This window comes from Paraburkholderia podalyriae, assembly GCF_014397785.1.
In the GTDB taxonomy this organism is placed as follows: Bacteria; Pseudomonadota; Gammaproteobacteria; order Burkholderiales; family Burkholderiaceae; genus Paraburkholderia; species Paraburkholderia podalyriae.
Genome location: NZ_VZQQ01000001.1, coordinates 40,096 through 65,426, shown reverse-complemented (window position 1 = coordinate 65,426; position 25,331 = coordinate 40,096). Strand labels below are relative to the sequence as shown.

Annotated in this window: 17 protein-coding genes and 1 tRNA gene; 17 read left to right on the top strand and 1 reads right to left on the bottom strand. The window is 61.6% G+C overall.

Annotated features, from left to right (window positions below):
* Nucleotides 1-16 precede the first annotated feature (16 nt).
* The 9 genes from F6X42_RS00260 to F6X42_RS00220 all read left to right on the top strand — a co-directional run bounded on the left by F6X42_RS00260 (nt 17) and on the right by F6X42_RS00220 (nt 7,153).
* Nucleotides 17-808 (top strand): BON domain-containing protein, encoded by a 792-nt coding sequence (locus F6X42_RS00260; protein WP_187632283.1) that lies wholly within the window; start codon nt 17-19, stop codon nt 806-808.
* On the top strand, nt 808-1,161 hold the full coding sequence (locus tag F6X42_RS00255; protein ID WP_187632642.1) for a c-type cytochrome: 354 nt from the start codon (nt 808-810) through the stop codon (nt 1,159-1,161). Before F6X42_RS00260 ends, F6X42_RS00255 begins: the two co-directional genes overlap by 1 nt.
* Before the next feature lie 65 nt (nt 1,162-1,226).
* Nucleotides 1,227-1,302: transfer RNA gene (locus tag F6X42_RS00250), tRNA-Ala, on the top strand.
* Nucleotides 1,303-1,468: 166 nt separating this feature from the next.
* Nucleotides 1,469-1,927 carry an Arm DNA-binding domain-containing protein gene (locus F6X42_RS00245; RefSeq protein WP_187632282.1) on the top strand — a complete coding sequence of 153 codons (459 nt, stop codon included), beginning with the start codon at nt 1,469-1,471 and terminating at the stop codon, nt 1,925-1,927.
* Nucleotides 1,928-1,929: 2 nt separating this feature from the next.
* On the top strand, nt 1,930-3,156 hold the full coding sequence (locus F6X42_RS00240; RefSeq protein WP_187632281.1) for a tyrosine-type recombinase/integrase: 1,227 nt from the start codon (nt 1,930-1,932) through the stop codon (nt 3,154-3,156).
* Between the two features lie 125 nt (nt 3,157-3,281).
* On the top strand, nt 3,282-3,794 hold the full coding sequence (locus F6X42_RS00235; RefSeq protein WP_187632280.1) for a hypothetical protein: 513 nt from the start codon (nt 3,282-3,284) through the stop codon (nt 3,792-3,794).
* A gap of 106 nt (nt 3,795-3,900) precedes the next feature.
* Entirely contained in the window at nt 3,901-4,155 is a 255-nt protein-coding gene (locus F6X42_RS00230) for a helix-turn-helix transcriptional regulator (RefSeq protein ID WP_187632279.1), read from the top strand.
* A 121-nt stretch (nt 4,156-4,276) separates the two neighbouring features.
* Nucleotides 4,277-6,397, top strand: a complete 2,121-nt coding sequence (locus F6X42_RS00225; RefSeq protein ID WP_246529901.1) for an AAA family ATPase — start codon at nt 4,277-4,279, stop codon at nt 6,395-6,397.
* An 87-nt stretch (nt 6,398-6,484) separates the two neighbouring features.
* The gene (locus F6X42_RS00220; protein WP_187632278.1) at nt 6,485-7,153 is read left to right on the top strand and encodes a hypothetical protein; all 669 of its coding nucleotides are present in this window, start codon (nt 6,485-6,487) and stop codon (nt 7,151-7,153) included.
* A 666-nt stretch (nt 7,154-7,819) separates the two neighbouring features.
* Here the strand turns inward: F6X42_RS00220 and F6X42_RS00215 are convergent.
* Nucleotides 7,820-8,626 (bottom strand): glyoxalase superfamily protein, encoded by an 807-nt coding sequence (locus F6X42_RS00215; RefSeq protein WP_187632277.1) that lies wholly within the window; start codon nt 8,624-8,626, stop codon nt 7,820-7,822.
* A 626-nt stretch (nt 8,627-9,252) separates the two neighbouring features.
* Here F6X42_RS00215 and mads1 point away from each other — a divergent pair.
* The 8 genes from mads1 (at nt 9,253) to F6X42_RS00175 (ending at nt 25,147) form a co-directional block, all read left to right on the top strand.
* On the top strand, nt 9,253-9,462 hold the full coding sequence (mads1, locus tag F6X42_RS00210; RefSeq protein ID WP_187632276.1) for a methylation-associated defense system helix-turn-helix domain-containing protein MAD1: 210 nt from the start codon (nt 9,253-9,255) through the stop codon (nt 9,460-9,462).
* A 41-nt stretch (nt 9,463-9,503) separates the two neighbouring features.
* The gene (locus F6X42_RS00205) at nt 9,504-14,747 is read left to right on the top strand and encodes a DEAD/DEAH box helicase family protein (protein WP_312892352.1); all 5,244 of its coding nucleotides are present in this window, start codon (nt 9,504-9,506) and stop codon (nt 14,745-14,747) included.
* Between the two features lie 56 nt (nt 14,748-14,803).
* A complete protein-coding gene (locus F6X42_RS00200) occupies nt 14,804-17,542 on the top strand; it encodes a DUF8741 domain-containing protein (RefSeq protein WP_312892351.1) in 2,739 nt (912 codons plus the stop codon).
* A 2-nt stretch (nt 17,543-17,544) separates the two neighbouring features.
* On the top strand, nt 17,545-21,570 hold the full coding sequence (locus tag F6X42_RS00195) for an Eco57I restriction-modification methylase domain-containing protein (protein WP_187632274.1): 4,026 nt from the start codon (nt 17,545-17,547) through the stop codon (nt 21,568-21,570).
* Nucleotides 21,552-22,796 carry an AAA family ATPase gene (locus F6X42_RS00190; protein ID WP_187632273.1) on the top strand — a complete coding sequence of 415 codons (1,245 nt, stop codon included), beginning with the start codon at nt 21,552-21,554 and terminating at the stop codon, nt 22,794-22,796. Before F6X42_RS00195 ends, F6X42_RS00190 begins: the two co-directional genes overlap by 19 nt.
* A gap of 65 nt (nt 22,797-22,861) precedes the next feature.
* On the top strand, nt 22,862-23,560 hold the full coding sequence (locus F6X42_RS00185; RefSeq protein ID WP_187632272.1) for an HNH endonuclease family protein: 699 nt from the start codon (nt 22,862-22,864) through the stop codon (nt 23,558-23,560).
* Entirely contained in the window at nt 23,557-24,327 is a 771-nt protein-coding gene (locus F6X42_RS00180) for an HNH endonuclease (protein ID WP_187632271.1), read from the top strand. Before F6X42_RS00185 ends, F6X42_RS00180 begins: the two co-directional genes overlap by 4 nt.
* 331 nt (nt 24,328-24,658) lie before the next feature.
* On the top strand, nt 24,659-25,147 hold the full coding sequence (locus tag F6X42_RS00175; RefSeq protein WP_187632270.1) for a tyrosine-type recombinase/integrase: 489 nt from the start codon (nt 24,659-24,661) through the stop codon (nt 25,145-25,147).
* The last annotated feature ends 184 nt before the right edge of the window (nt 25,148-25,331 follow it).

The following is a 25,331-nucleotide window of genomic DNA, read 5'->3' as shown; positions in this document are numbered from 1 at the left end:
GAAGGAGAGCTAGTTGATGAGCGTTTTCCGCATCAAGAAGACACTGGTGAGAACCGTGCTCGTGGTCGGCTTCGCGGCGGGGCTGTCGGCCACGCTGCAAGGCTGCTTTCTCGCGGTCGGGGCCGCTGCGGGCGGCGGCGCGCTGATGGCGACGGACCGCCGCACGCTCGGCGCGCAGACCGAAGACCGCGAGATCCAGGTGAAGGCGCTGTCGCAGATCAGCCAGAATCTGCCGGACTCCGCGCACGTCAACGTCACGGTGTTCAACCGCCGCGTGCTGCTGACCGGCGAGGTCGCGGGCGATGCGTCCAGGCAGCGCGCCGAGAGCATCGTGCGGAACATGAACAACGTGAATACGATCGTCAATGAACTGGTGATCACGCCGGCGAGCTCGTTCTCGTCGCGCACCAACGACACCTACCTCGAAACGCGCGTGAAGACCGCGCTGATCGCCGAGAAGAACATTTCGGCGAACAACTTCAAGGTCGTGGCTGAGCGCGGCAACGTCTATCTGATGGGCCTCGTCACGATGGACGAAGGCAATCGCGGCGCCGACGTCACGAGCCGCGTGCCGGGCGTCGTGAAGGTCGTCAAGGTGTTCCAGTATATTCAGCCGCAGGAAGCGGAGGTTGCTGCTGCCGCTGCTGCGACGGCGCCAGTGGCCGCCTCGCAGCCCGAGGTTGGTGAGCCGACGGTCGGCGCGATCCCCGATTCGTCGGTGAGCGCGCGGCCGCTCGATCAACAGGCGCCCGCGCCGGTCAGCTCGTCGACCTCGGTGCGGCCTGGCAATCCCAAGGCGGTGCCTTGATACGCGGTATGACGCGCGGGGGTGTTGTGTTCGCGTTGGTGGTTGGCACGCTGGCCTGCACGCTGACGTCGGTTGCTCACGCGGCCGAGGCGCCGCGCGGCCAGCAGGTCGCCACCGCGAATGCGTGCATGGGCTGTCACGCGGTGGATCGCAAACTGGTCGGTCCGTCGTTCCAGCAGATCGCCGCGAAGTACAAGGGCGACGCGCAGGCGCCGGCCAGACTCGCGCGCAAGGTGAAGGACGGCGGCTCCGGCGTATGGGGCATGATTCCGATGCCGGCCCATCAATCGATGAGCGATGCGGACATTCGCGCGGTGGTCGACTGGGTGCTCGCGGGCGCGCCGTCCAGATGAGGTTTTCCCGAGGCTGGACGCTTGGCAAAACGGAAAATGGCTGTGCTAGAATTATTTTCGTGTTGGGGGGGGTAGCTCAGCTGGGAGAGCGTCGCGTTCGCAATGCGAAGGTCGGGAGTTCGATCCTCCTCCTCTCCACCAACCAGATTCCAAGCAACACCAAAGTTTCACCAGAAAACCCCGTCAGGCCTAGCCTCACGGGGTTTTTTGTTGCAAACTTCTTCAAGGTTCCACCAACCGCTACAACCCCCATACTGGGGTAATTTTGGTGGTCGCTCCGAGGCGTCGCAGACCTGTTACCCCAACTATGGCCAAAACCGACCGGACTCCCTTGTCAGACGCGGCGGTGCGCGCCGCCGCCCCGCTCGAGAAGATCCGGAAGATGTACGACAGCTTGGGGCTGCTCATCGAAATCCATCCGTCAGGCGGTAAGTACTGGCGGTTCAAGTACCGGTTCGCGGGCAGGGAAAAGCGTCTCGCGCTGGGCGTGTTTCCCGACGTAAATGTGCGCGACGCGCGCAAGCTCCGCGACGAGGCCCGTCAGTTGCTGGCCGCCGGGATCGATCCGGGCGAGGTACGCAAGGAAGAGCGCATCACACAGCGTGAGGAACAGGACCGGCGCGAGGCGGCGATGCGCTACATGCTGGATAGCGACGGAGCCCTGTCGTTCAGGCTGGGCAAGCGCTGTCTGAACCTGACTGCCGCAGAAACAGTTGAGCTTCGTGTCTTTCTGGATGCGACGCGTGCCGTCATTCCCAAAGGTTAATCATGGCGCTTACTGATCTGAAGATCCGCAACGCAAAGCCCACCGACAAGCAGCAGAAGCTGTTTGACGAGCGTGGGCTGTATCTGCTCGTTACTCCCGCCGGGGGTAAGTGGTGGCGACTCAAGTACAGGTTTGGGGGTAAGGAGAAGAGTTTATCCATGGGCGTGTTTCCTGACGTCACTCTGAAGCAAGCGCGCGAACGCCGCGACGCTGCCCGCAAGCTGCTCGCCAACGGGGTCGATCCGGGCATCGAGCGCAAGGTGCAACGAGCTGGAGCGGCGGAACGCGCAGCCAACAGCTTTGAATCCGTTGCCCGTGAATGGTTTGCGAAGCAGGCACCGGGATGGGCAGCGACTCACGCCGACAAGATCATGGGGCGTCTCGAAAAGGACGCGTTTCCGTGGCTCGGGGGTCGGCCCATAGCGGAGATCACCGCCCCAGAAGTGCTGGCGGTACTGCGCCGGGTCGAAGCCCGCGGGGCGCTCGATACCGCACACCGAGTTCACCAGAATTGCGGCCAAGTTTTCCGATACGCCATTGCTACCGGGCGGGCCGAGCGCGACGTCAGCGCGGATCTACGCGGTGCGCTGCCAGCGGCGCGTCATACCCACTTCCCGTCCGTTACCCAGCCGTCCGAGGTGGCAGGGCTACTGCGCGCGCTCGATGCTTTTCAGGGTACGTTCGTCGTTCAGTGTGCGTTGCGTCTCGCGCCGCTCTTGTTCGTCCGGCCCGGAGAACTGCGCACGGCACAGTGGTCGCAGTTTGACCTCGACAAGGCGCAGTGGCGCTATACGGTCTCTAAGACCAAGACAGAGCATCTCGTACCGCTCGCCTCGCAGGTGGTCGCAATCCTGCGCGAGCTGCACGCGCTTACAGGTCAACGCACGTACGTTTTCCCGGGGAGGGACGTCAAAAAGCCGATGAGTGGTGCCGCGGTGAACGCGGCGTTGCGGCGAATGGGATTCGACACGAAGACCGAGATCACGGGCCACGGGTTCCGGGCGATGGCGCGCACAATCTTGCATGAGCATCTGCGGTTTCCGGGCGAAGTCATCGAGCACCAGCTCGCACACAAGGTTCCGGACGCGCTCGGAGCTGCCTACAACCGGACGAAGTTTATTGATGACCGTGTCCGGATGATGCAGGCGTGGGCGGACTGTCTGGATAAGCTGAAAGCAGGTGCGCACATTATTCCGATCAGGGGCGGCACAGACCCAGCATTGAACTAGGCGGGCGTTGATTGCCAGGGGCGCCGATCATTTTGCCCCGACTCGTACGATGGCACGAAAAGCCGAATATCTTCAACGGCATAGAACGAATTCTTTTTCTATGCCACTGACTTGATGGACTAGACATGAAAGATGACAGGCTCAATGGCGCGCTTTCCGCCCGCCGTGCCGAGATCGAAGCAGAGCAGCTGTCGCTCGATGAACTGTTGGACATGTGCGCGGGTTTGAGCGTGTTAATGGATGAATTGGAAAGAGTGGCGGGCGACGCGGTGCACAAAGTGACAGTTCTAAGGGACGCACTGCGCCTTGCCGGTCAAGAGCACGACGAGGCGATCGAGGCGAACGGCACTATGCTCAGCAGGATAGCAATCGAGGCGCTGAAAGCTACTGAACGTCTCCGAGATGCCCAAACTGAAGCGAGAAGGGCGACAGCGCGCAAAGCGGCTGATTCTCGTCACACGGAAACTCGTGCAATAAAAGCTGATGTGTTTGCATGGTGCGAGGAGAATCTTGGCGGTAAGTCTATTGATAGTGCAGCAGAAGCGATCGCGGGCAAGCACTTCCCAATTAAATTCACCACGGCGCGTAAATACATTTCGGAATATCGGAAATCAATGCAGTCTGCTCGCACAGCATAGTTCCTGCATGCGGGCCGTACAGCGTGCGAGCTGACGGGCTTATCGCAATTTCGCGGATCACAATAATAAGAAGCCATGTTCAACAACCTTTAGCGAGGTTCACAGCATGGCAGCTACAAGCACAGACCCAACCAGCAGCGCGTCTCTCCCCACACCGGAAGTATTGCCGGCGGACGGCTTTTCCCGCTGGAACGACCTACGGTCCTTTGTACCGTTCAGCCGCGAAACCTTGCGCAAGCGCGAACTGGAGGGCCGGTTTCCGCGCCGCCGGCATCTCTCGCAACGCTGCGCTGTGTGGTCAAACCGTGAGTTGCATCGGTGGTTTGTCGACCCGGTAAACTATCGCGCCGAGGCCGAGTGATGGACCAAAACAGTAGGGCTGCCTCGCACCCCGAAAGAGACCGACACAACTCGACGACGACCGCCGAACGGGCTACTAACCGGGCTGGCGTCTATTTCCTGAGCCCGGTCGTGGAGGGGGCATGAACGTAAATCTCCAACCGTGGGAGCGCGTCATGAATGAGGCGCCGCAGCCGGGATGCGGCAATCTCTCGGGGCTCTGGCGCGACAAACTGCTACCAGCCGGACCGCGCCGGCTGGACGCAGACGCCGAGCGCGAGCGCGCGCTGTCGGCGCTGCAATCGCTTGATTCCGGTTGCCCCCGTGAAGAATGGGTGCGCGTAGGCATGGCCGCGAAAGCGGCTCGCCTGACCGAAGAGGAGTTCCTCGCGTGGTCCGAGCCCGCCGGCAATTTCAAGAGCGAGCGTGACGTGCGCGACGCGTGGCGCAGCTTCGAGAATGGTCGCGGTGTCAGCGCCGCCACCCTTTTTCACATGGCTCGCGCGGCTGGCTGGTACGATGCACAGCACACCCGCGCGAGTCACCTGCGTGATGGCGGCCAATCTCGCTCGAGCCAATCTACCTGTCTGCCGCAACCGAAGCCGAAGGCGGGCTGGACGCCGCCACCTACCCCGAGCATTGCCGAGAAGTTCGCGCGCTACGCACCCGCCAGCAGCGACCACCCATATATCGTGGCCAAGCGTGGCAGTCCCGATGGTTTGCGCGTTGTCCCCGCAGATGACGAGCAGACGATCCACGGTGTGCGCGTGGCCGGCTCCTTGGCCGTGCCCGTCCGCTCGATGGGCGGCGAGCTGCAGACGGTCCAGTACATTCCGGAGCCCGGCGTCGGCCAGAAGATGAACACTCCGGGTGCTTCGTTCGGCGATGGACTGTTTGTAATAGGCGATATCGGGAACGTCATAAAGATTTACGTTTGCGAGGGTCTCGGGCAGGCATGGTCCTGCAATAAGGCCGACCCTGACTCCGCCGCGGTGGTTACTTTCGGTGCCGGTCGAACCGAAAAGGTGGCGGAGCTGCTGCGCGCACGTTACGCGGCCGGGTTCATCGTGATCGTGGCCGACCGCGGGCAGGAGGAAAAGGGTGAGACGATCGCACAGGCGGTAGGTGGCACGATGGTGATGATGCCGGCCGACAAGCCAAAAAACTACGATGCCAACGACTACGAGGCCGACCACGGTATTGAGGCGCTGGCTGCGCTTCTACACGCCGTCGTTCCCACGCCGCTGCGCTATCAGTTGCGCTCCGCCCACGATCTGATGAACGCGCCGCCGCAGCGCTGGCTCGTGCGCGGCGTCATCCCCGAGACAGGCTTTGCCGCAGTGTACGGCCAGCCCGGTTCCGGCAAGTCGTTCCTCGTCCTCGATCTCTGCATTGCTGTTGCCAGCGGTTCCGAATGGTTCGGGCGGCGCGTTATGGCCGCACCCGTAACGTATCTGTGCCTCGAAGGAGATGGCGGAATCGGCAAGCGGTTGAAAGCGTGGAGCATGCATCATGAACAAGCATTGCCTGGACGGTTGGAGTTCATCACGCAACCATTCAATCTGCGCAACCTCGAAGACTTGGACGATCTGTGTACGGCGGTGCTCGCAGCTGGCGGCCAAGGGGCCATGACCGTAATCGACACGCTCAACCGGGCCGCGCCTGGGGCCGACGAGAACAGCAGCCAGGACATGGGAAATCTGATCGGTGCCTGTCAGGAGATCCAGCGACGCATCGGCGGCGTTGTTCTGATCGTTCACCACACCACAAAACTCTCGACGGGCCTTCGCGGCCATAGCTCGCTACACGGCGCACTCGACGCCGAAATCGAGGTGAAACGCGATGGCGACCGACGCGAGTGGGTCGTAGCCAAGAACAAGGACGGAGACGACGGGGAAGCAACTCCCTTCCGGCTGCATCTCGTCGATCTGGACGAGGACGAATACGGCGATCCGGTCACGTCGTGCGTTCTGGAGCGCTCGGAGAGCAAGCTTACGGCGGCGCGTCCCAGGCCGCGCGGAGCGACACAGGAGATCGTGTACGAGGCGCTCGGAGCGCTTCTGCGGGAATCGAAGGACTTCGGAAAGGCCGGAGCCCCGACTGGCAGACCGTGCGTGGAGATCGAAGCGATCGTGCAGGTCATCGCAGGTTGCCTGCCCTGCCGTCCTGATCAACGTCAGTACCAGGTGCGCCGGGCCATTACGGCGATGACGGGAGATAAAAAAATCTACCAGGTAAACGATGGTTGGCTTTGGGCTAACTAACCAGCGCGCAAACCGCACATGTGCGCACATCGTGCGGACAGTGCGCACAGCACACACACCACCCTTTAGGGGTGGTGTTGCGTGTGCGTGACGGTGCGCCAAAGTAAGCGTCTGAATGAAATTTCAATTTTTCCTTACGTCAAACCACGGGATTTTCTGATGCACAAAGAGTTCACTCATGATTGTGTCTTGGCCGCGATGGTCCCGGGATGGGGCCTTGATATTAGCGAGATCGAAGACGCGGTTTTTGGAGGCACGACGGACATTGAGACTTTGAACTGCCTGTTTCTCAGTCTCCAACATCTGGCCAATCGCAGCGACATCTCTGTCTCCTTTGATCAAAAGGGCGAACTGATTTACGAAACCCCCCTCTTCACGCGCGGCTGGCACGGCAAGAGCAACGACCGTCTGCCAACGCACTTGAGGCGCGGAAGCACTGCCCGTGAATCACCCGCGGTTGCCAGAACATCCGCCGAGAGGCATCCGCAAAGCGAGGCGGAACGGACGAAGTGGACGAGCCGGTATGACAGACTGCGTCCGGTGGGCAAGCCGCTTTCATACAGCAATTTGCTCGGCGAGATGGAGGTGGGGCGGCTCTATTGCCCGGCCTATTTCGAAGCAATCTTTAAAGCGCACCACACGGATGTCCGCATGCTGGCTGAGAAGGCGATCAAACGTGGCGATGTGATCCCCATGATCGATGATTGCGGCCGCCTGTGGTACTGCCGTCCGGCGAGCACGCGCGTGCTCGGCTAGCGGGTCACGAAATTGCCCAGTTCCTAGTTGCGCCAATCACGACTTGCGTAGTCGGATCGAATACTAGTGTCAATTCCATAATCGGGACATTCGTCGCTGACGAAGACAAACGCGCCGCCAGCGACATCAATTCCCATTTCCGTTCCCGGATCAAAGTTATGGCACTGGCTCAGGACTGTTATGGCACGTTCAACATTGGGAGTCACGATTCGAACAGATGCGCAGTGCGCGGACAGCTTTGCGAGAAGCGGCGCATATCTCTCCGAGCTCGCGCCCTAGCAGCAGTCAACCGCTCGAACGTGTGGCAGTCCGCCCAGCAAATCGCGAGTGACACCGGATTGACCTATCGCCAGACAATCGACGCACTGAACGCTCTCCACAACGACGCGCGTGTCGCTCGCCGGGGCCGCAAATTCACGGCCACGTGGGGATCAATTGTCCTAATCGAATCCGACCCCGCAGTTGCGGCTGCGCACGACTTGGCGAGATTCTTTCTGGGCATCAAGCATCATGAAACACACTCCAACTAGCATCGGCGCGATTGAGAGTGCGTCATACCTGCAGTCGACCTCGAGCGCAGCCGTATGCAAGCCACCGGACCAGTCTCTCCCGCGTTAAAAACCGAACTCGAAGAAAGACCGCCGGCACGCACGCTTCACTTTGCCGCTAACCGCGATTGCTTTTTTCTGCATGCTGAGCCGCAGTCATGAACCGAGTCCCCACAATCCAGCCCTTGAGGTCGCGAGCCAACTCTTGCGCGGCGCACATGCCGCGATCAATTACAGACGCCAACGACTCGTCATCCGCAGCGACAATCGGGGAGTGCCACACTTCGTCGACAATTTCCTCGCCCAATACATCATTGAATTCGTACCTGCCGATGTTCACTTCGAGCGTATCCCAATTGAGCGTGGGACAAAACCGTATTGCCAATCTATTTTCCACTCGGCGCTCGAAAACTAGAGATAACTGGTGGTGGTGTGCGATGACTACGTCAATTGCACCTGGGACGTATCGATATTCGGATGGTAGCTCTCGAGCCGATACTGCAAGATAGAGGTCCGATTTGAGACGGCTCTCGGCTTGGTGCGCCTCGTTCAAGTCCTGTTCTGTGACCCGACTGTTGTATGTCTCGTTCGGATCGCGACGAAACAGGGCCTGCGGAAAACAGGCTTCATACGCCCGCATCCAATCCAAAGCCGGAAGATGAGCGAGTTCCATCGGATAGCCGTTGGACTCGTCTTCGGCATGCGAACCGCGTGAGGTCGGGAGGGCACCGGCTCTGTCGCGTGTGTTCATGTCGGCGGCAAGCGCATTCCAGTCCGCGTAGCCGAACATTCTTGCAACGCCTTCTTGTGCTACCGACAGTCGGACGTTCATCCCCATTGAGTCGAGATATTTGCGGAGAACCACGGCGGCTTGGCTCGGTGCAGGTCGGACAACCTTCATTTCCCACTCCTTGTCTTTGCGCAAGGCGGAAAGCCATGCTGTCCTCATTGCACGCTTGGTCCTCGCGCTCAGTTGGGAAGTAAGTTGGCGGACACAGAAAGCTTGCCCCGTTTCACCAGACCCTTTCGTTAGGGTTGAGGACGGCGCGCTGGGGCGGCGCGTAGGGAATTATAACTTCCGAAAACGTCGAGTCGACGCTTTGGGGCGCCGTGGCTCAAACTCTAGGCACATACTTATCCATCGCTTCGCCGCTGCCATCCTTTTGCCCTGTGACGATCACGGTCGAATGTATTTGACCGAGCGCGGATTCGGCGTCAGGAGATGACAGTCGCCGAGCTGCGATCACATTTTCGATTTCAGGCGCCTGTCCGCCGCGAGCACATAACCGAGCGAACCTTGGGAGACCTTTCGAAAACCTCATTTGGAAGTGTCCGCGGGAGCTGTAGGGCGCTGGAGGGCGCCATGGGGTGGGCGCAAGACTCCCAAGGGTGCCAACGAGCTCAGACCGCCCCGAGCCCAACTAGATGAAACCCGACTAAACCCAACTCAAACCGTTTGACATGGCACCGGATCCGCTGATATAAACCAGCGGCCCGTACACTCGGGGGCATTATACGCAGGCACCCCCTCATCGTTTGGAGAGGTCCTGAATGGACGACCGGTGGCTTTCAGTAGAAGAGATCGCAGAACATCTCGGAGTCAGCAAGGACACCATCTACACTTGGGTCTCCTCCAAGTGCATGCCGGGCCACCGCGTCGGGCGCCTATGGAAGTTCAAGAAGGAAGAGATAGACGAGTGGGTCCGAGCAGGCGGAGCAGCTAGCGTAAGCACCGGAGCCGGTGAGGAGGGGCAGCAGTGATTACAACGCCGACACTTGATATCTTTTCCCTCCGAGACTCAGTGGTCGACGAGTACAAGCACTTCGCCACTTCGTTTACCGCCATCCATGCTCAGGACATCAAGGAGCAGGTCGAAGCCATCTACGCGAAGAATCGATACTGGCCCGAACCGCTTATCCAGATCAATCCTAGCTACAAGCGCTCCACCGACGTCCGCTGCTTGGTTGAAGCAGGCGTGCTTGAACCTGCCTGCGCTGACATTTTTCAGGTCAAGGGCGAACCGCTAACGCTCTACAAGCACCAGGAACAGGCAATTGCCGTGGCTGCAGCAGGCGAGAGCTACGTCGTTACAACGGGAACTGGCTCCGGCAAGTCGTTGTGTTTCTTTATCCCCATCGTCCACCACGTTCTGGCAGAGAAGCGTAATAAGTCTCGAGCACGCACTCGCGCGATCATCATTTACCCAATGAATGCCTTAGCGAACTCGCAACTCGAGGAATTCAGCAAGTTCGTCAGCAACGTCGCAGGGACGCCACCGATTTCCTTCGCACGCTACACGGGCCAAGAAGACGCCGAAGAGCGGGAGCGAATCGCTGACAATCCGCCCGACGTACTCCTGACCAACTTCATGATGCTCGAACTGCTCATGACTCGGCAGGAAAAGGTTGACCGGCGCGTCATGGATAACTGCGCAGGGCTTCGCTTCCTGGTGCTTGACGAGCTACATACATACCGCGGGCGCCAAGGGGCGGACGTCGCTCTACTTGTTCGCCGTGTGCGAGAACGACTCCGTCCCGAAAACCTTCAATGCGTGGGAACTTCGGCCACAATGGCTAGTGAGGGGTCGCTCGAGGATAAGAGCCGAGTGGTGGCGCGAGCTGCCTCAAAGCTGTTCTCAGTGCCGATCCCGGAAAGCAACGTCATCGTCGAGACCTTGGAGCGGATCACCGATCCGTCGGGGAGCGCGACCTCGGTTGGCCCCGTGCTAGGACCTGCGATCGATACTGGCATCTCGTCAACGATCACCAATGCCGAACTCGCTTATCATCCGCTGTCCGTGTGGGTGGAGACGCGTCTCGGCGTATCCTTTTCCGAGGTGGATCAGCGCTGGATACGCGCGCGTCCGATGACCGTAACCGAAGCAGTGCGGGCGCTTTCGGCGGACGCGTTACGTTCTGAGGAGGCCTGTCTCACAGCCCTCCGCGATCTCCTCCTTGTATCCAGTGTCCCAGAGCGTGACCGGACCGGACGCGGGACCGATAGCGGGCGAAGCTTCTTCGCGTTCAAGCTACATCAGTTCATCTCCGGCGCCGGCCATGCCTATTCGACGCTCGAGCCTGCGGGTCGGCGAACCGTCACGGTGGAGGGGCAGCAGTTCCTGCCGGGCCAACCCGACAAGCGCTTGTACCCTGTGCACTTCTGCCGCGAATGTGGACAGGAATACCATCCAGTTCGGCTCGTCGACGAGGACGGGCAGCCCCTCGTGCTGCCCCGCAGCATCGACGACGCCCCGCCCTCACTAGACGACGAGAAAGCCTCCGACGGAGACTCGGTCGACGGCGAGCAGTTCGGTTTCGTCACCCTAAACCCGCCCGACACGGATTTTACCTTCGACGACCGCGAGGAGGACTACCCTGAGACGTGGCTGGAGCACGACGCAGCGGGTAACCCAAGGCTCAAGCCGTATTACCGCGGCGCGCGCGCGCGGAAGTTCAGTGTTACCTCGGACGGTAAGATCGGCTCGGGCGCACGCGCTTGGTTCCTGCCAGGTAAGTTCCGCTTTTGCCTCCGCTGCGGTAACACCCAGGGCGGCGCTTCGCGCGACCGCACGCGACTCGCTTCGCTGTCCGCAGAGGGACGAAGCTCAGCGACCACGGTGCTTGTCGCGAGCGTCCTGCGCTGGATGCACGGCGAGCAGTCCGGCGTGCAACCGTTCACCCGAAAGCTACTCGGGTTTACCGACAACCGACAGGACGCCGCCCTCCAGGCGGGTCACTTCAACGACTTTCTGTTCGTAAGCCTCATTCGGGCGGGGTTCCTCGGGGCGTTGCGGGCAGCCGGCGACAAAGGGCTCCGCAGCGAGGAACTGGGCGCCGCTCAGCAGAAGGTGCTCGGCTTCGACCGCCCGAATGCCGCGATTCGCGCGGAGTGGCTCCAAGAGCCAAGCTTGAAAGGCTTCAACCTGCAGGAAGCAGAGGCGACGCTGCGTCAAGTTTTGACGTACCGGGTCTGGTTCGACCAACGCCGTGGCTGGCGTTACACGAACCCCAATCTCGAGCAGCTCGGCTTGGTGGCAGTCGAGTATCAAGGCATCGACGCCTTGGCGGCCGATGACGAGGAGTTCGCCGACGCTCACCCGCTGCTGAAGAGTGCGAGCGCCGAGGTCCGCGCTAATCTGTACAGGGAACTCCTCGACCATCTGCGGAAGTGGATGGCAATCAAGAGCCAGGTACTCGATCCGACCGTCATCGAGCAAATGGTCGCTCGATCGCACAGCCGCATCCGCTCCCCTTGGGGCTTCGGTAACGACGAGAAGCCACACGGCGCAAGGTGGCTGATGGTAGCGGCACCAAGGCGCCGGGAGAGTTCTCTGCGCGACATGGATCTCGTCGTGCGTGGCGGCTCTCGTAGCGCGCTCGGCAAGGCACTCCGGCAAAGGAAGCTTTGGAATGGGGACGGTGCCGCGCGAAATCTGAAGTCGAAGGAGTTCGACAGCCTCATCAATGACCTGCTACGCGCGGCGTCGGTGCACGGCCTCGTCTCGGAGGAAAACACACCCTTTGATCAGCCGGGCTGGCGACTCAGCGACGCCTGCGTGCTGTTTCGCTTGGGTCAATCGCGCAGCGCTGCACATCGCACCACCGAGAACGCTTTCTTTCGTGACCTCTACGCCAATCTCGCGGCTATGCTCACCGCGCCCATCCACCCGCTGTTCGGCTTCGAAGCTCGCGAGCACACTGCCCAGGTGGACGGCGAGCGCCGGGAGGTGCGCGAAAAGCGCTTCCGCTACGGCGAGAAGGAACGGGAGAATCTTGCGAGAGAGGAAAAACGCCTCCGCGAGATCGGTGAGGCCAACCGCTTCCTCCCGGTACTCTTTTGTTCGCCCACGATGGAGCTCGGAGTTGATATCTCTGCGCTCAATGTCGTACACATGCGTAACGTGCCCCCGACGCCAGCGAACTACGCCCAGCGGAGTGGTCGTGCTGGCCGGAGCGGGCAGGCGGCGCTCGTCGTCACTTACGCGTCGTCCCAGAGCCCGCATGACCAATACTTCTTTCGCGATCCACGCGCAATGGTGCATGGCGAGGTGAAAGCGCCTCTGCTCGACCTCGCCAATCGAGATCTTGTCGACAGCCACCTCCAAGCGGTTTGGCTCTCCTGCGTTGAGGAGGCTCTTGATCCGAGTATCGCCGAGATGCTTGTGCTCGCCGACCCGCAGCGTCCGCTGGTGGACCACCTCATCACCGCGATGCGAGAGGAGCAGGTCGCTCGGGCGTCTACCGAGCATATCCGCCGCGTGCTCGACTTGGTGGCCGACGATCTGACACCCGAACTCGCACCTTGGTACACCAGCCGCGAAGCTTACGCGGACGAAATCGTAGCGGCGGCAATCGACCGTTTCAGCAAAGCATTCGACCGTTGGCGCGACCTTTTTGCCGCAGGCGAAGAGCAGCGCGACGCCGCGCGGCGAACGATGGACGACTACTCGGCGCCCTACCAAGAGAAGCGGGCCGCGCAGGTCCGGCACGCGCAGGCGATCGATCAACTCAACCTCCTTCAGCGCGGTACAAGTAGCATGTCGAGCGACTTCTACACGTACCGCTACCTAGCAACCGAGGGCTTCCTGCCCGGATACAACTTTCCGCGGCTACCGCTAATGGCCTACGTCCCAGCCACATCTGATGGGCGCGGGAAGCAAACCTATCTCCAGCGACCGCGCTTTCTCGCGCTATCGGAGTTCGGGCCACGCAGCCTCGTTTACCACGAGGGCCGCGCCTATCGGGTCGTTCGCGCGTTGCTCTCGCTGGGCCAGCGCGACGCCGCGACGCCCGACGTCCAGCTCCCTACCAAGTCCGTTCGCATCTGCGCACACTGTGGGGCGGGTCACTTCGAGGACCAAACGTCCGTCTGCCATGCTTGCGGCGCTTCGCTTGGCACCGCCGAGATCGTGAACCACGTCTACCGCATCGAGAACGTGGCCACGCAACCTGCGGAGCGTATTACCGCGAACGACGAAGAGCGTCAGCGACAGGGCTTTGAGCTGCAGACGACCTTCGAGTGGGCGATCCGCGAGCACGACCTCGACGTGCGGCGTGCCACTGCGTCCGACGCTGGGGGCAACGTGGCACGTCTCGCCTATGGACCGGGAGCCAACATCACCCGATTGAACAAGGGACTGCGGCGTCGCGCCGACAAGAAGACGCTCGGTTTCCTCATCGACCCGGTGTCTGGCTACTGGGCGAAGAATGAGAACGAGGACGACAACTTCGACCCAACGGCGTCTCCGCGCCAATGGATCGTGCCATGCGTCCAGGACCGGAAGAATGCGCTGCTGTTCACGCTCACCGACTCGACGCTTACGCAGGCTGGAGTCACGACAATTCAGCATGCGCTGCTTCGCGGAATAGAGGCTGTGTTCCAGCTCGAGGAGGGAGAAATCCTCGCCGAACCGATGCCTACCCGAGAGGTTCGCAATGGCTTTTTGCTTTACGAGGCAACAGAGGGCGGCGCGGGCGTGCTTGTCCGCCTGGTCGCCGAGCCCGACAGCCTCGCTTCCGTCGCACGAAAGGCACTGCAGGTCATGCATTTCAACATCCCTGACGATCAACCACTACCTCAAGATCCGGCGTCGCTTGCAGATCAGCCTGGCACCGCTTGTGTCGCCGCCTGCTACCGATGCATCATGTCGTACTACAACCAACCGGACCATGAGCTCATTGACCGACGGGACGAAGGTGCCCGGTGGGCACTGCTGCGACTTGCGGGCGCCCGCACGGATGTTCAACAGATCGCACCGCCCGAAGATCGGATCGACTCAATTGGAGCGCGGCCTCACGAAATGTGGTTGACCGAGGCGATGCGCCAGGGGATCCCGCCGCCGGACGGAGAGCCATTAGTGGTTGCCGACCGGAGCGTACCGCTTGTTTGGCGGAAGTACTACGTCGTCGCTGTGTTGACGGGGGATAGCGACGCCGCGACCGATGCACTTGGGGACCTCGGTTTCGAAGTTGTTCGCTTTGACGATGCAGCAGTCTGGGACGTCGGCTTCCGGCGGCTCGCCGCAATGCTCGGGAGGGCATCGTGAGCGAAGCAAAGTTTAGCCCCGGGACCCTAGTGTCGGCACGAGGCCGAGGGTGGATTGTGCTCGCAGGCAGCACGGACGACACGTTACGGGTTAGGCCTATCTCTGGCTCTGAAGAGGACCAAACACTCCTCTACCTGCCGCTCGAGCCTGAACCTGTCCGCCCGGACTATTTCCCGGCCCCTGATCCCCGACAGCTCGGCGGACACGACGCGGCGTTACTTCTCCGCGACGCGCTGCTGCTCTCCCTTCGTCGCGGTGCCGGCCCTTTCCGCAGCTTCGGCCAGATCGCCGTAGAACCTCGCGCCTATCAACTCGTGCCGCTGCTCATGGCACTCAAGCTCGACCCAGTGCGGTTGCTCATTGCGGATGACGTTGGCGTCGGCAAGACAATCGAGGCAGCTCTCATCTTGCGTGAGTTGCTCGACCGCGGCGACGTCGATCGGAGCGTTGTTTTGTGCCCACCGCACCTCGTTGCTCAGTGGGTGACCGAGCTGGAGGCGCGCTTCAACCTCCAGGCAGTTGCTGTGACGGCCTCGAGCGCGAAGCGGCTCGAGCGGGGCATTCCGCCAGGCATGAGTCTCTTCCAAGTCTACGCACACACCGTGGTGAGCCTCGACTACATTAAGAGCCAAGATCGCCGAGCACATTTTCTTCATCATTGTCCTAACTTCATTATCGTGGACGAGGCGCATACCTGTGCCGGCAACGGACAGGGCCGTCATCAGCGCTATGAGCTGCTTCGTGCACTTGCCGACGAGCCGAATCGACACCTTGTGATGCTGACCGCCACACCGCACAGTGGCGATGACGCGTCGTTTTACCGACTTCTCGGCCTTCTTGACCGCGACTTCGAACGATTAGAGGACGCGGCGGGCGCTGATCGCGATCGGTTGAGAAACCGGCTCGGAAACCACTTCGTCCAGCGTCGCCGACCCGATATCTCCGAGTGGCAGGAGTCTGATCTATTCCCGAGGCGCGAAACGAAGGAGCTAACGTACTTGCTCACCGGCGACTGGGAGGTGTTCTTCAACTCGGTGCTCGACTACTGCGCTCAGATTGTGGCAAGCGGCGAGGGGGATGCTGAACGGCAGAGGTTGAACTTCTGGGGCACGCTTGCTCTGCTACGGTGTGCAGCATCGAGTCCAATGGCGGCCGTTTTGGCGCTGCGCACGCGAGCAGGCGAGGAGCTCGGACCCGACGAGCGGACCCAGATCCTCGACCGCCTTTTCGATGGCGACGCGGATGGCTTAGTCGACGACGATGTCGAGCCGCCCGTGGCGACCGGTGATTCTGCGCTCGCCGCACTCGTTACCCAGGCTGAGCGTCTCGCCGGCCAGGCAGGGGACCCGAAGCTAAAGGTTGTATCTGACCACGTGGCCGATCTGCTGAGGGACGACTTCCATCCCGTGGTGTTCTGCCGCTACATCGCCACCGCGCATTACCTCGCCCGCCACCTCGCGAAGAGGCTGCCTACCGCCGCGGTCGAAGTCATCACAGGCGAGCTTCCACCTGAAGAGCGGGAGGCTTGCGTGGCACGGCTCGGTGACGTGGAGGGGCCGCGCGTTCTTATCGCTACCGACTGCTTGTCTGAGGGCATCAACCTTCAGGAGCACCTCGATGCCGTCGTGCACTATGATCTCTCGTGGAACCCGACGCGGCATGAACAACGGGAAGGGCGCGTAGACCGCTTCGGCCAGTCGAGGAGCGTCGTGCGGGCAACGCTGATGTACGGCGTCAATAACCCGGTCGATGGAGCGGTGCTCGAAGTGATCCTCCGAAAGGCGGAGCGCATTCGAAAAGAACTGGGCGTGCCGGTCCCGGTACCCGACCAGGGCCACACGTTGACGCAGGCACTGCTCAAGGCCGTCTTACTCCGTCGTCGGGGTGCGCCTGCGAACGCCGAGGGCAAGCAGCTCGACTTGTTCGAAGCCGAGTGGAATAGCGCTGAGGAGAAGGCCAAAGCCAACCGCACCATGTTCGCTCAGCGGCGTCTGAAACCCGACGATGTGCTGCCCGAGTGGCACAAAAGTCTCGCTGCCATCGGTAGTCAAGAGGATGTTCGCCGTTTCACAGACCGCGCTCTGACTCGACTGGGATCGGGGCTCGAGCCCATGCGCCGCGGATTCAAGGCGGCCACTGCGTCGCTGCCGGAGGATCTCCGGGAACGACTCGAATCCGTGGGTCTTACCGGTACCCTCCGGATTGACTTCCGTTACCCGGCCCCTCCGCCTTGCCGGCCGGTGCAGCGCAGCCATCCCCTTGTGACTGTCCTCGCCGAGACGCTCTTGGAGCGGAGCTTGACCAGTGCTGTCGCCGACACCGGCGACCCATCCGTCCTTGGACGCGTGGGATGCTGGGTCTCGGCTGCCGTGCGCGCGAGGACGACACTCGCGCTTGTGCGGCTCCGCCACCAACTCGTGACACGGCAGGGACGCCGTGAAAACACCCTCCTGGTTGAAGAGGCGACCGGCATTGCTTGGGTCGGCCAGATCGGTGAGCGCATGTCCAGCCCAGAAGCCTTGGCGTTGCTCGCTTCCCCGCCGATCGACGACGTCCCACCTCACGTGAGGGAGCGCGAGGTGACTCGGGCACTGACTTGGCTAGCAGACCAGGAGAGCCAGCTCGAGCAGTTCGCGGCCGAGCGCGCGAACGCTTTGCTCGACGACCACATTCGGGTGCGGGCCGCAGCCTTTCGCGACGAGAAATCCGATACGCGCGAGCGTAGTACCCGCGTAGATGCGTTTCTACGGCCGGACGTCATCGGCGTCTTCGTGCTGTTACCGAAGGTGAGCTGACGATGGCGATCAGTACGCTACGCAACATCCGCGGCGCCGAACTCGCCTTCGACGCCATCTCCATCGAAGGTGGGTTGCTCGCCGCTGACTGGCTTACCCGCGTGGCCCAGCTCCGCGCATCCCATCAGGACCCGAGTGACTACGGCATCCACAAGGGCCTCGAACTGCGCGACGAGATCGGGCGCTATTGGCGCATCGCTCAGGCACACTGGTCGGACTTTATCGCCGGACGAGAAGCGAAAGCCGAGCCCTTCGCGGTGGCGCGGCGCTTCACCGTGGCGCTGCTTCGTGATGCCTTTGGCTTCACGGATCTCGCGGAACTGGCACCATCGTTGGAAGTCGCGTTGGTGCCCGGTGTCGCCGACGTCAGAGCCCGAGAAGCCGTGCTGCTCGGTGGCCACATATGGCCGCTGGCTGGGATCGACTCGGCGGGCAGGGTGCCGCTGGTCTGTGCGCCGGCCGGGGCCGGCCTCGACACGCCCCACCACGCCTTCGGTGACGGACACCGGAAGCGGAGTGCATTTGGGCTCGTCCAGGAGTTCCTGAACACCTCCGATGATGCGTTGTGGGGCGTCTGTGCTGACGGACTCACGCTGCGGCTCGTGCGTGATAATGCGAGCCTCACCCGACCTGCGTGGGTGGAGTTCGATCTCGGACGGATCTTCACCGAGGATCTCTATCCCGACTTCGCAGCCGCTTGGCTGCTCCTCCACCGTTCACGCTTCGGGCGTGCGGCGGACGAGCCCGAATCATGCCCGCTCGAAGTGTGGCGCTCGGCCGCTCGAGAAGAGGGTACCCTCGCGCGCGCTCGTCTCCGAGAAGGGTTCGAGGAGGCTTTACTCCTGCTCGGTCAGGGCTTTCTCGCACACTCGGCAAACCAAGCGCTCCGCAAGGCGCTCCACGATGGCACGCTAAAGAAACAAGACTATTTCGGCCAACTGCTTCGGCTGGTTTACAGACTGATCTTCCTGCTTGCGGTTGAGGAGCGCGGCTTACTGCATTCGAAGGACGCATCTAAGGATGTCAAGGAGCGTTACGCTATTGGATACAGCCTGCAGCGTTTGCGGGACCGGTCCGCGCGACGAGCAGCCCACGACCGCCACAGCGACGTGTGGACGGCGGTCAAAATTGTGTTTGGCGGACTCGCAACGGGCGAGCCGGGCCTTGGATTGCCCGCCCTCGCGGGCCTGTTCGTGCCCTCCCAGTGCCCCGACCTAGACGCGGCTCGACTCGAAAACCGGGCTCTGCTCGGAGCACTGTTCCGGTTGTGCTGGTTGCGCGAGCCGACAGGTCTCGCTCGCGTCAATTGGCGCGACATGGGTTCCGACGAGCTCGGGTATGTCTATGAAGGGCTGCTCGAGCTCGTCCCGCAGATCACACAGGACGGCCGTACCTTCAGCTTCGCAGGCCGAGACGAGAGTCGCGGCAACAACCGAAAAACCACGGGCAGCTACTACACGCCTGACAGCTTGGTCGATATCCTTCTCGACAGCGCGCTCGACCCCGTCATCGCCGCGACGGTAGCACGTAATCCTGATCGGCCGATCGAGGCGTTGCTGTCCCTTGCGATTGTCGACCCTGCCTGCGGGTCGGGCCACTTCCTGCTCGCCGCTGCTCGCCGCCTTGCAGAACGTGTCGCCCGTTTGAAATCCAACGGCACGCCGACGCCCGAAGACTATCGACACGCCCTGCGGCAAGTCGTCGGACGGTGCATCTACGGCGTCGACCTTAACCCTCTCGCGGTGGAGCTCTGTAAGGTCGCCCTTTGGATGGAAGCGGTGGATCCGGGTTTGCCACTGACGTTCCTCGATTCGCACATCCGCCAGGGCAACGCCCTACTCGGCACCAGCCACGCACTCATGAGTGACGGCGTCCCCGATGAGGCGTGGGTGGCGCTGGAAGGGGATGAGCTAAAGGTCGCTAACTCCCTGAAGAGGAGAAACAGGGCGGAACGAGGTGGACAACGCCTCCTACCGCTCGGCACCGGAACGGAGGAAGGCAGCGTCCGGGAGGCGGTCAATGAGCTCGAATCGACACCCGACACTGACACGGCGTGGCTCGCTCAGAAGGAGGCTCGTTGGAAGCAGCTCCTTGAGTCCGAGCCATGGCGTCATACGAAGCTGGTTTACGACGCGTGGTGCGCTGCCTTCCTATGGCCGAAGACCGAGGCCGGTTCTTTCACTGAAGCTGCACCTACCGCCGCTACGTGGCGGACACTTGCCGACGGTGAACGCCCTTCGAAGCCGCTAGTCGAAACCATCGACTTCCTTGCGCGCGACTATGCGTTCTTTCATTGGGAGTTGGCGTTTCCTGGAGTCTTCGAGCGCGGCGGCTTCGACGTCGTTCTTGGTAATCCACCTTGGGAGCGGGTCAAGCTGCAGGAGCTGGAATTTTTCGCCTCCCGCGATGACGCTATCGCGGGCGCACTCAACGCGGCCGAGCGCAAGAAGGTCATCGCCGAGCTGCCGGTACGCGACCCCGATCTCTGGGAGGAGTGGAGCCGCGCAAGCCGCGTAGCCCAAGGCACCAGCCATTTCGTGCGGCAGTCCGGACGTTACCCACTTTGTGGTAAGGGTGACGTGAACACTTACGCGCTGTTCGCGGAGCACAACTGGCACCTGCTCGGGCCACGAGGCCGGGCAGGCTTTATCGTGCCGAGCGGCATCGCAACCGACGATACGACCAAGGACTACTTCCAGGCGGTCGTGCGCACCCGTGCACTGCACGCGATGTGGGAGTTCGAGAATGAGGGCTTTTTCACCGCGGGCAAGGGCCACATGTTGCGCTTCGCCCTGACCACGCTTTCGGGGCGGGAGGAGCCCTCGGAGGTGGCTGACTTCATGTTCCAAGGGCAGTCGGTGGACGACCTCGACGACCCGCTGCGCCACTTCGCGTTGAGTGCCGAGGACATCGAGACCATCAACCCAAACACTGGCACTTGCCCGATCTTCCGCACCCAGCGCGATGCACACCTCTCGCTGTCCATGTATCGTCGGGCCGGGGTGCTTTGGCGAGAGGGCGATCCGGACGGCAACCCGTGGGGCCTACGCTTCATGACCATGTTCCACATGGCCAACGACTCCGGATTGTTTCGCACCCGCGGGGAGCTGGCGCAGGCGGGTTGGGATCTAGAGGGCAACCGCTTCATGAAGGACGGGCAGGTTATGCTGCCGCTGTACGAAGCAAAAATGGCATATCTCCACACGCATCGTAGCGGGACGTTCGAGGCCGCTGCGCCAGGCGAACGGCCGCATCGACTTCCAGTCCCGTCTGATGCGCAGCTTGAGGATCCGTACTATGCGCCACTGCCGTTCTACTGGGTGCGTGACGCGGATGTAAAAACTCGGCTGGACGCTAACTGGGATCGCGAATGGCTGCTCGGCTGGCGTGACGTCACCGATGCTCGTGCTAGCGTTCGTGCGGTAATTGCCTTCGTCTTGCCGAAAACGGCCGTTGGGCATACAACCCCGCTTTTCTTGCCAAGCCACTCACCTCGGCTTTGTGCAACATTTCTTGCAAACCTTTCGTCTATTCCGCTAGATTTCGCGGCTCGTCAGAAGATTGGTGGATTGCATCTCACCTATAGCTACCTCCGGCAGTTTCCAGTCCTAAAAGCGGGTGAGTACGCCGATCCGGCAAACTGGGACAGATCCCAGTCACTCCAGGATTGGATCGCGCTCCGGTTCGTTGAGCTCGCCTACACCGCTTGGGACCTCCAACCCTTCGCCCGCGACTGCGGCTACAACGGGGCGCCTTACATCTGGGACCCCATCCGCCGTTTTCAGCTCCAGTGCGAGCTCGACGCCGCCTTTTTTCACCTGTATGGCATTTCGCGGGACGATGCCGAGTACATCCTCGGCACCTTCGACGTGCTGGAGCGGGCCGACCTGCGCGTCCACAAAGAGTTCCGGACGCGTCGCGTAGTGCTGGAGTGCTACGACGCGTTGGCATATGCCGCCGCGACCGGCCAGCCCTACATCTCACCCCTAGCACCGCCGAAGAGGGCCGAATGTCAGAATTTTGGTTAAGACACCTCCACCTCGAGCAGTACCGGTGCTTCGAAGCGCTGGACCTCGATCTCGAGCCTAATCTCACCGTGCTGTTCGCCGAGAACGGCGGCGGCAAGTCCGGGGTGCTGAATGCGCTCGCCATGGGACTGACCGCGTTTCAGTCGGGGGTACCCCGAGGCTTGAGGCTCGACCCGCAGCGTGATGCGCGCAAGGTCTCCCTCGATGAGCGCGGGCGCCGCGAGCCGGCGGGAACGTGTACCGTGAAATGGACAGCTCAAATCGGGGCCCTGTCGCCCGTTTGCTGGTCCAGCACTGCGAATCCCGCCTCGAATCGCAAGTCGGCCGATCATCGACAAGTACTCGACGCGATGGAGCAAGTGCGCGTGCCTGGCGCGCGCTGGCCTTTGTTCGCGTTCTACGGCGCAGACCGCATGGGGCGCGCCAAGGCATCGACGAAGCCCGCGCCAATCCGGCCCGACCGCTGGGAGGGTTACGCGGGCTCGCTCAATCCGTCGCAGGACGACTCGGCGCTCCTTACCTGGCTATTGGAGGAAATCCTCGCAGACACGGTGCGCCGACAGGAAGGTGAGGTTGAAAGTTTCCTTGCAACAGCCGTCATGGACACTGTCGCCAAGGCTACCCCGGGCGTTTCGCGGGCGTGGTACGATCCGCGGGAACGAAGCCCGGTAGTGCGCTTCGAGACCGGCCATGTCGCGCCCTGGCAAGAGCTATCCGATGGCTTCCATGTCTACCTCGCGCTGGTCGCTGACATAGCGCGTCGAGCGGTAATGCTCAACGAGCAGGACGGTGGCGAAGCACCGGCGCTTGTTGAAGGCGTCGTGATGATCGACGAGATCGACCTGCACCTGCACCCGCGTTGGCAGCGCGTCGTGCTGGACTGCCTCCGCGAGACCTTCCCGCGACTTCAATTCATCGTAACGACGCACTCGCCGCAGGTGCTGAGCAGTGTCGAGAACCGACAGGTCCGGCGCTTGGTCATGGGCAAGTTGCAGGAGCAAGGCCTGTTCGTCGAGGGCCGCGACAGCAACGCCATCCTCCGAGAGCTGATGGGCACCAACGACCGCGACGCCGAAGGCCAAGCGAAGTTGCGCGCACTCCACGACGCCATCGACCAGGGCGCGAAGGAGCAGGCCGAAGCGCTATATGCCGAGCTCCTCGCCCTATGGGGAGACCTCGACCCCGCCCTCATTCGTGCGCGTGGGCTGATGGAGTGGGACGACTAATGCGGGGCCTGAGAAAGCCGTGGCCACCCAGCAACGTATCGCCGGACGACCAGCAGCCACGGACCATGCAAAAGGCCGAGACTGACCTCCTCGCAGCCCTGCCCCCTGCGGCGGACAAAGCTGCTGCATTCGCCCGCCTGGCCTTCGATTGTCTGGATAAGCGAAAGCTGCGAGCAACGCTTTACGACGAACAGGGGGCGCTCTGTGTATACTGCGAGCGTCGCGTCGCCGAGGGACATCCATCCCCACGCATCGACCATTGGCGGCCGCTCGCTGCGAATCCAGATCTCGCGCTGCATTGGCGCAATCTCTATCTGTCCTGCGCGAGCGAAACAACGTGCGACTGCCGTAAACACGATAGCCCTTTCCGAGCTGACGACCGAGATCCCGATCTTCCGTGGCCGGTCGAACACCCTTACGAGCGGTGCGTGGGCTTCACGAGTCTGGGCGAGATCTATGTCCGGTCGGATGCGCCCCTCGACGACGCGCAGCGCCAAGCGCTTAAGGTTGCCGTCGGCGTCCCGCACGACAAAGAGACGAACGACAATGGCACCCTCAACCTGAACCACCCGGCAATCGTGGCTGCGCGTGCGGCCGCCGTGGACAGCGAGCGTAGCCGCTTGAGGCGTGACTATAAAGACGCAAGAGCTAGCCAAGCAGATCGGGACGATCGCTCCGAGCAGTTGCTCAGAGAGAGGCCACTGAAGGAGTTCGTGAGTATCCGGGTTCGCTGGCTTACACAATCCCTTGGAAAGGCAAGATGATGCAGTTGCCGACCGTTTGGACGCGCCTCGAGAAGGCGGCCGTTGACAACGGCTTCGACCTCGAAGGCGCGCAAATAGATGAATGGCGAACTTTCGCGAGCAGCCAGACCAACCTCCGCTTGTGGTTGAACTCCCCAAGTGAATCGCTCTACATTGTCGCGTTCTCTCGATGGGACGTCTTCGAGTCCCTGGCCGATCTGGGCGTTCCATGGGAAAACCCGCCACCACCGGATTCTGTTGCGGCGCGGAATGTCGGCGACGTCGCATCGCTCCACCGACTCATCCGCCGTGCCTTTCAGCTATCGCGGGCACTCCCTGATGAGCCATTAAGGGTCTTTCTTAAGCAGGTTGCATCCCTACCGAGAACGACAGAGGCGGAGCGACTAATCGTGCAGCGGGTTGGGCAGGACGTCTTTCGTAACGGTCTGATGGACTACTGGCAAGGCACCTGCGCGGTGACCGGCCTCGCGCTTGCGGAGCTCTTACGGGCGAGCCACATTAAGCCTTGGGCCGACTGCGAGACCGATGCCGAGCGACTGGACGTGTTCAATGGCTTCCTGCTCGCGCCGCATCTCGACGCAGCGTTCGATCGAGGTTTCATCAGCATCGGTGACGCCGGCCAGGTCGTCGTGTCGGACAACCTCGGCGCCGCCGCTCGATCCGCGCTGAATCTCCAAGCACCATTGCGGGTGAGCCGGCTCGACGACAGGCACCGCGTGTTCCTTAAGTGGCATCGTGAGCGTGTTTTCCGCAGGACTGCAGATTAAGTGGCAGCGGGCGGCATGCGTTCAGTGTGATGTCGGGGAAATTTTTTACCACCTTCTGCTAACTTCAGCAACTAACTTTTGGGGGTAACTTTGGGGGTATGTTGCCAATACGCAATCGAAGAAGCCTTACTGGGCATGGTTTTTCAGGAATTGTTTTGTAGCCCTCCTCACCAACAAGGTTTCTAGCAACATCAAAGTTTTACCAGAAACCCCGCCGAGCTTGGCTCCGTGGGTTTTTTTGTTGCTGTCAATGCCCAGATTTCCCCGGTGACAACAACTAAAAGTGGGGGCGCGCTTCGGGGTATCTTGCTTACCCCATATGTGATACCCCATGGCGCTTACTGAGATTGCTGTCAGAAATGCAAAGCCCACCGGCAAGCAGTTGAAGCTATTCGACGGCCGCGGCATGTTCATGCTCGTGACCCCGGCCGGCCAGAAATACTGGCGGCTCAAATTTCGGTTTGCGGGTAAGGAGAAGCTCCTGCCGCTCGGCGTCTACCCGGAGATTGGCCTGAAACAGGCGCGAATCCGGCGGGACGGGACCATCGAGCGCGCCGCTAACAGTTTTGAGGCGGTGGCGAGGGAGTGGTTTACGCGGCAAGCGCCGGACTGGGCAGCCAGCCACGCCGACAACATCATGTGCCGCCTTGAGAACGACGTGTTCCCGTGGCTTGGGGGCCGGGCGATCGCGGATTTAAAAGCGCCAGAACTACTGCGCTGGCGCGCGGTGCGCGAGGAGCGCGTGCTCGCCGAACAACTCCACAGCTATACCGGCTACATGGCGCGCGTGCGCTTTCGCTTCGTTCCTTTCGTCTGGTAGACGCAACAGCCCTGCACTTTGCGGGGCCTGCATCAACCTGTCTAGACATAACGCGCCGTTCGAAGCATCCCGCCTCGCTGCCGGAATGCGCACAGTCGTGCGCAACCATCTCCACGAGCCGCGTCGTACAGCCACATCTAGGGGCTTACCCGATAATCGATGCAATTTTTCGCGAATCCGCTTG

Coding starts and splice junctions, on each gene's coding strand:
- F6X42_RS00260 (WP_187632283.1), top strand. CDS start 17: ATGAGCGTTTTCCGCATCAAGAAGACACTGGTGAGAACCGTGCTCGTG.
- F6X42_RS00245 (WP_187632282.1), top strand. CDS start 1,469: ATGGCCAAAACCGACCGGACTCCCTTGTCAGACGCGGCGGTGCGCGCC.
- F6X42_RS00240 (WP_187632281.1), top strand. CDS start 1,930: ATGGCGCTTACTGATCTGAAGATCCGCAACGCAAAGCCCACCGACAAG.
- F6X42_RS00235 (WP_187632280.1), top strand. CDS start 3,282: ATGAAAGATGACAGGCTCAATGGCGCGCTTTCCGCCCGCCGTGCCGAG.
- F6X42_RS00230 (WP_187632279.1), top strand. CDS start 3,901: ATGGCAGCTACAAGCACAGACCCAACCAGCAGCGCGTCTCTCCCCACA.
- F6X42_RS00225 (WP_246529901.1), top strand. CDS start 4,277: ATGAACGTAAATCTCCAACCGTGGGAGCGCGTCATGAATGAGGCGCCG.
- mads1 (WP_187632276.1), top strand. CDS start 9,253: ATGGACGACCGGTGGCTTTCAGTAGAAGAGATCGCAGAACATCTCGGA.
- F6X42_RS00195 (WP_187632274.1), top strand. CDS start 17,545: ATGGCGATCAGTACGCTACGCAACATCCGCGGCGCCGAACTCGCCTTC.
- F6X42_RS00190 (WP_187632273.1), top strand. CDS start 21,552: ATGTCAGAATTTTGGTTAAGACACCTCCACCTCGAGCAGTACCGGTGC.
- F6X42_RS00185 (WP_187632272.1), top strand. CDS start 22,862: ATGCAAAAGGCCGAGACTGACCTCCTCGCAGCCCTGCCCCCTGCGGCG.
- F6X42_RS00180 (WP_187632271.1), top strand. CDS start 23,557: ATGATGCAGTTGCCGACCGTTTGGACGCGCCTCGAGAAGGCGGCCGTT.
- F6X42_RS00175 (WP_187632270.1), top strand. CDS start 24,659: ATGGCGCTTACTGAGATTGCTGTCAGAAATGCAAAGCCCACCGGCAAG.